The following is a 5,990-nucleotide window of genomic DNA, read 5'->3' on the forward strand; positions in this document are numbered from 1 at the left end:
GCATCGGGATCGTGGTCGGCGTGCGCGGTGATCCGCAGCCGCGACACCCCGTCGGGAACACTCGGCGGCCGGAAGCAGGCCACGGCGATGCCGCGGCCGCGCAGCGAGGCGGCGGCCCTCACGGCCGCGGCGGCATCGGGCATCGTGACCGAATGCACCGCTCCGGCCCCCTTTTCGATGCGCAAGGCCAGACGCGGATCGGCCGCCAGGGTGTCGTGGACCAGCTTGGCGTTGTGCCCCAGCCTGGCCAGGGTCCCGGCGTCGGCCAGTCCCAGGGCGCGAACCGCGGCGCCGGCGGAGGCCGGGGCCAGGGCCGTGTCGAAGAGGAAGGTGCGCGAGGTGTTGACCAGGTGCTCGCGCAGCGCTTCGGCCTGCCCGCCGCCGAGCAGCACCGCGCCGCCCTGGGCACCCAGGGCCTTGGAAAGCGTGCACGTGGCCAGCACGTGGGAAGAGTCGGCCAGCCCGGCCGCGCGCACCGCCGACCCCTGGTGCGTGGCCGCCAGCGAATGGGCCTCATCGACCACCAACAATGCCTGGTGGGTCTCGCAGAGCTCCGCTGCCGCGGCCAGGTCGGAGGCATCCCCGAGCACCGAATAGACCGATTCGACGATGAGCGCCACGCGCGTCGCCGGCGTGGCGCAGTCGCGGTTTGCCTCCAGCAGCCGCGCGGCATCCGCGAGGTCGTTGTGCGCGCTCGTCTCCACGCGGGCACCGGAGAGCCGGGCGCCGTCGATCAGGCTGGCGTGGGCGTGCGCATCGAGGATGAAGAGGCTGCCCGGTCCGCCGAGGGCTTGGAGCAACCCGAGGTTCGCGGTGTACCCGCTGGAATACACCAGCGCCTCGGCACGGCGCGTGTAGCGGCACAGGGCAGCCTCCAGCTCCCGGTGCACCCCCAGGGTGCCGGTGGCCACGCGGCTGGCGGAAGCCCCGGCCCCGTACCTGTGCACGGCGTCCGCGGCGGCCCGGCGCACCTCGGGGTGCCCGCTGAGCCCCAGGTAGTCGTTGGAGGCAAGGTCCATGAGCGTCTCGCGGGAGCTCTCGGTGCGGTGCAGTCCGCGGGCCGCGCGCACCCGGGCCCGGTCCCCCAGCCACCGTCCCCACGGTTGGGCGGGTGCCGCCGGTGCCGGTTCGCGGGCGGATTCGAGGCTAGTTTCCATGGACTTCGGCCACCGCCAGGACCAGCGCGTCGCCCAGGACCTGCAGGTCCCCGGGGGTGCAGACATAGGGCGGCATGACGTAGAGCAGGTCGCGGAAGGGACGCGCCCAGGCCCCGCGGCGCACCGCTGCCTTGGTCACCTCGGCCACGCGTACCGGATCGTGCAGCTGGATGACTCCGACGCCACCGAGCACGCGCACCTCTTTCACGCAGGACAGCACGCGTGCCGGGGCCAGCGCTTCGCGCAGTGCGGCCTCCAGCGCGGAGACCTGCCCACGCCAGGGGGCGGAGGCCGAGCGCGGATCCGCGGAGCCGGTGATCAATTCCAGCGAGGCATTGGCCACGGCGCAGGCCAGCGGGTTGCCCATGAACGTGGGTCCGTGCAGCAGCGCGGCCCCGGGGCCGGGGCCGCCCAGTGCCCGGGCCACCTTGGGGGTGCACAGCATCGCGGCCAGCGAAAGGTAGCCGCCGGTCAGCGCCTTGCCCACGCACATCACGTCCGGAGCGACCTGCGCCCATTCGGAGGCGAAGAGCGCACCGGTGCGCCCGAACCCGGTGGCGATCTCGTCGAGAATCAGCAGCAGATCGTGTTCGTCGGCGATCTCGCGCAGGATCCGCAGCGCCTTCGGGGCGTAGGTGAACATGCCCCCTGCGCCCTGGAGGATGGGCTCGCAAATGATGCCTGCAAGTTCATCCGCGTGGGCGGCGGCGATCTTCCGTGCCGCGACTTCCCACTCGGCCAGCTCCGCGGCGTCGGATTCCCACTGCCCCTCGGTGGTGAGCCGGGCAGCCGGCGGGCGCGGCAGGAACACCTGTTCGCGTCCCGGCTGGGCGAATGCCGCGTGCATCCCGTCCACGGGGTCGCACACGCCCATCGCCGCGAAGGTGTCGCCGTGGTAGCCGCCGCGCAGGGCCGCGAAGCGCCGGCGGGTGTCGCGCCCACGTGCGTGCTGGTATTGCAGGGCGAGCTTGAGCGCCACTTCCACGGAGATGGACCCGGAGTCGGCCAGGAACACGTGGGCCAGTTCGCCAGGCGCCATGGCCACGAGTCGTTCGGCCAGCTGAACGGCAGGGGCGTGGGTGAGCCCGCCGAACATGACGTGGCTGAACCGGTTGATCTGCGCGTGGGCTGCGGCATCGAGCGCGGGGTTCCGGTAGCCGTGCACCATTGACCACCAGGAGGCCATGCCGTCGATGACCTCGTGGGTGCCCGATTCGTCGGCCAGTGTCAGCCGCACGCCATCGGCACCGGTGACCGCGTAGTGCGCCCCGGCGTCCAGGGAGGCATAGGGGTGCCAGAGCAGCCCGGAATCCCGTGCGAGCAATCCGTCCTCCCGGGTCAGCTGGGGTGCTGCGGCACTCATGCGTTGGGGCTTTCCGGCGTGCCGGCGCCGCGGCGGCGCAGCACCGGTTTGCCCGGACCACCCATCGGGCCGCAACCCTGAGCGGCGCTGCCGCAGCCACTGCCGCACCCGGTGCCGCAGGCCGTGGCTTCAACGGGTGCCGGTGCGGCATCGGAGCGGTGGCGCAAGCGGGCCGCCAGTTCGGCCGGATCGATGTCTTCCTGGCCCAGCACCACGTATCCGGCGTCGGAGATCATTTCCAAATCGCGCCGCGCGTCCTGGCCCTCGGAGGTGAGGTAGTCGCCGAGGAAAAGCGAGTTGGCGACGGCCAGCGCGGTGGACTGCAGGGAGCGCAGGTGCATTTCGCGCCCGCCGGCCATTCGCAGCTCGGTCGCGGGGCAGGCCATGCGGACCAGCGCCAGGATGCGCAGGCAGGCCATCGGGGTCAGGTGCCAGGTGCCTGCCAGCGGTGTGCCGTCGAAGGGCATCAGGAAGTTGACAGGGATCGAGTCGGCATCCAGCTCGCGCAGGGCGAAGACGGCCTCGACAACCTGTTCCGGGCTCTCCCCCATCCCCACGATGAGTCCCGAGCACGGCGAGAGTCCGGCGTCCTTGGCAGCCCCGACGGTATCCACGCGCTCCTGGTAGGTGTGGGTCGAGCAAATCTCCGGGTAGAGGGACTCGGCGGTGTTCAGGTTGTGGTTGTAGGCATCGGTGCCGGCCTCGCGTAGCCTTTGGGCTTGTCCCTCCTTGAGAATGCCCAGGCAGGCACAGACCTCCACCTGCGGATGCTCCTCCTTGATCTGTTCGATCATGGTTGCCACCCGGTCCACGTCCCTGTTGCTGGGGCCCTTGCCGGAGGCGACCATGCAGACGCGGGATGCGCCGCCGGCGATTCCAAGCCCTGCCTGGTGCACCGCTTCGTCGGGCTTGAGCCAGGTGTACTTGAGGATTTCGGCCTTGGAACCCAGACGCTGGGAGCAGTAGGTGCAGTCCTCGGGGCAGAGTCCCGACTTGAGGTTCACCAGGTAGTTGACCTTGACGGTGTTGGCGAAGTGCGCCCGGCGCAGGGTGCCTGCGGCAGCCACCAGCTCCAGGGTCTGGGCATCCGGGGTGTCGAGGATAGCCAGGGCCTCGGCTGCGGTGAGCCGGTGGCCGGCGGCCACGCGTGCCGCGAGGCCTGCGAACCCTGCGGCTTCGTTGCCGGGCTGGTGGGAGTTGCCGATTGTCTGGGTCACGGTCATGGCGGGGGGCCTTCCGGTATGGCGCTGTGCGCGGTTCCATTGCCGGTGCGCGGATGAAAGGCACCCCGCAACGATCAACTGAACACTGTTCAATAGGTTCGGAACATACCGTAACCCAAATCTTGAACAGTGTTCAATGATCAGGCCCTATGTTGCGAGCGCTTCCTTCTATGTCCTTTGGGTCGGTCGCGCCGGCTTTCGAATACTGGAAGAAGGGGGCGTGAGGGCCATGAACGCCAAAGGCCGGGACGCCCGTGTCCGAAGACGTGGACTCTCCGAGTCTGCGTCTTGGCTATTTTCCCGTCTAGGACCCGCCCTGCTATTCCCCGGCGGCCCGCGCCCGTGGACTGGCGGGCCACCAAGGCAGAAGTCCATCTGCATGGCACGAATACATCAATGCGAAGTGCACGGTGTCTGGCACGAGGTACTCGGCGTCCTCGCCGAACACCCGGCCTAAAGGCGACCGCTGCCCACGGGTTCGGCGGAGGGGGCTGCAGGCAGTCCAGGGACACCTTCATGGACGCCCGAGGTCGCCAGGTACTGGATGTGCGCGGCCGTCTCGCTCAGCGCCATCCGCAGCTGGAAGCCGCCGAGTGAGTCCCAGCCACGCGACCACGAAATCCCGCGGGCCACGGAATAGACGCTCGGCGCGGCCTCTGCCTGCAGGGCGGCAAGCACCTCATCGAGTCGCTGCCGGGTGTGCGCCACGAGCGCGTCGGCGCGCGGGCGCAGGCCGCGGAACCGGTATTCGTGAGCCGGCAGCACTTCGTACCCGTCAGCGGCGGCGGTGCGCTCCAGCGAACCGATGTAGCTGCGCAGCGGATCCGGGTCCTCGCCGGGCGCCAACGAGACGTTCGGGGTGATCCGCGGCAGGACGTGGTCGCCACTGAACACCAGGGCAGCCGCTTCATCCCAAAGCATCAGGTGGCCTGGCGTGTGCCCCGGGGTCGCCTCCGCACGCAACAGCCGGGCGCCCACGCGCAACGAATCGCCGCCCTCAAACAAGTGGTCGACACCGGCGGCCCGCAAGATCCGGCCGTAGGCGCCAGCGGGCAGCTCAACTTCCGCCCTTCGTTGGGCGGGCACTCCCCATGCCGAGTGCAGCAGCCGGTCCGCCTCGCGCGCCGCACCGGCGTCACCGTAGGTCAGCAGCACGTCGCGGTCAGCCCGCCCGAGGCCCACCCAGGCTCCGGCAGCGTCCGCCAGCCGGCGTGCCATGCCGAGGTGGTCCACATGGTGATGGGTCGCGAAAACCCCGGTGACTCCGGTTGCGCCCACGCCAATCTGCTCCAGCGCAGCGGTCAGCTGGGCGTACCCCTCGTCGGAGTCGAAGCCCGGATCCACGACCAAGACATCGGCGCCATCGAGCATGACGTAGCAAAGCGTGTACCGCATCGGGTTGGCCGGAAAAACCACGGGGACCGACCAAAGCCCGACATCCAGCTGCTCGAGAGGCGGGAACTTCTTCTCTATCCATGCCTGGCGCTGGAGCATTCCTGTGATTTCAACCATGAAGGCGAGGCTACCGCTTGCGCGCTGCCGCAGCGAAACAGGATCCCGCGGAAAATACCTCTGGTTCGACATCTTGGCGCTCAGCGCGATGATCGGGTCGGAGGGCGGAACCACGGATAACTTCTGGTTCATCGAACTGCTGATCTACGTCCGGTGGAGCAGGCCATGGTGCTGGCCGTCGTGGATTCGCTGACCGGAGGCGTCGCCTACCGGGCTCTTGCTGCGCGGGCTATACGCCGGCTCGAGCGGCTGCTCGACGAGAGTTCAGGTTTTTGGCCCACGTCATCGGTTCCGATGCAGCGGACCCCGTAATGGGGGCCGGTCCAGCTGGGTAACGAACCGTGAATCACGTAGAGTTTCAAATGATCACTTCAATGGAGGAAAACAAATCATGTCATACCCCGGTTACCCCACCGAGAACCCCTACGCGACCCCAACCGAGAACAGCCTGGAACTGCCCCGCTACGGAGCAAAGTTCGGCGAGGCCATCCAGCGCTTCTTCAAGAAGTACGCGACCTTCAGCGGCCGGGCCAGCCGCAGCGAATACTGGTGGGTCGCCTTGTTCAGCGTCATTGTCTCGATCGTCGCACAAATCATCACGACGGTAGGCGGCATTTCCACTGCGGATCCAGCCACCGGGGCTCCCGGCATGGGAGCGATGGCGGGAACGGTGATTGCGATTCTCTTCGGCCTGGCCACCCTGGTCCCGAGCATCGCCGTCTCGGTCCGCCGCCT

The 5,990-nt window shown here is 68.9% G+C and carries 6 protein-coding genes; 2 read left to right on the forward strand and 4 right to left on the reverse strand.

Annotation, left to right across the window (positions count from 1 at the left end):
- The 4 genes from ACIPUB_RS19915 to ACIPUB_RS19930 all read right to left on the reverse strand — a co-directional run.
- The coding region (locus ACIPUB_RS19915) for an aminotransferase class I/II-fold pyridoxal phosphate-dependent enzyme (protein ID WP_407608973.1) at window positions 1–1,157 on the reverse strand (1,157 nt) is incomplete at its 3' end.
- Window positions 1,147–2,520, reverse strand: coding sequence for an adenosylmethionine--8-amino-7-oxononanoate transaminase (gene bioA / locus ACIPUB_RS19920; RefSeq protein ID WP_407608974.1), 1,374 nt, complete (start codon window positions 2,518–2,520; stop codon window positions 1,147–1,149). The genes bioA and ACIPUB_RS19915, both read right to left, overlap by 11 nt.
- Window positions 2,517–3,743 (reverse strand): biotin synthase BioB, encoded by a 1,227-nt coding sequence (bioB, locus tag ACIPUB_RS19925; protein WP_407608975.1) that lies wholly within the window; start codon window positions 3,741–3,743, stop codon window positions 2,517–2,519. The genes bioA and bioB overlap by 4 nt, the downstream gene beginning before the upstream one ends.
- Before the next feature lie 453 nt (window positions 3,744–4,196).
- A complete protein-coding gene (locus ACIPUB_RS19930; RefSeq protein WP_407608976.1) occupies window positions 4,197–5,255 on the reverse strand; it encodes an MBL fold metallo-hydrolase in 1,059 nt (352 codons plus the stop codon).
- On the opposite strand from ACIPUB_RS19930, the gene ACIPUB_RS19935 reads away from it, so the two are divergent.
- Entirely contained in the window at window positions 5,254–5,448 is a 195-nt protein-coding gene (locus tag ACIPUB_RS19935; RefSeq protein ID WP_407608977.1) for a hypothetical protein, read from the forward strand. The two genes, ACIPUB_RS19930 and ACIPUB_RS19935, sit on opposite strands and share 2 nt — an antisense overlap.
- A 198-nt stretch (window positions 5,449–5,646) precedes the next feature.
- The coding region (locus ACIPUB_RS19940; protein ID WP_407608978.1) for a DUF805 domain-containing protein at window positions 5,647–5,990 on the forward strand (344 nt) is incomplete at its 3' end.

The organism is Paeniglutamicibacter sp. ORCA_105, assembly GCF_045798545.1.
GTDB classification, from domain to species: domain Bacteria; phylum Actinomycetota; class Actinomycetes; order Actinomycetales; family Micrococcaceae; genus Paeniglutamicibacter; species Paeniglutamicibacter sulfureus.

Coding starts and splice junctions, on each gene's coding strand:
- ACIPUB_RS19930 (WP_407608976.1), bottom strand. CDS start 5,255: ATGGTTGAAATCACAGGAATGCTCCAGCGCCAGGCATGGATAGAGAAG.
- bioB (WP_407608975.1), bottom strand. CDS start 3,743: ATGACCGTGACCCAGACAATCGGCAACTCCCACCAGCCCGGCAACGAA.
- ACIPUB_RS19935 (WP_407608977.1), top strand. CDS start 5,254: ATGAAGGCGAGGCTACCGCTTGCGCGCTGCCGCAGCGAAACAGGATCC.
- bioA (WP_407608974.1), bottom strand. CDS start 2,520: ATGAGTGCCGCAGCACCCCAGCTGACCCGGGAGGACGGATTGCTCGCA.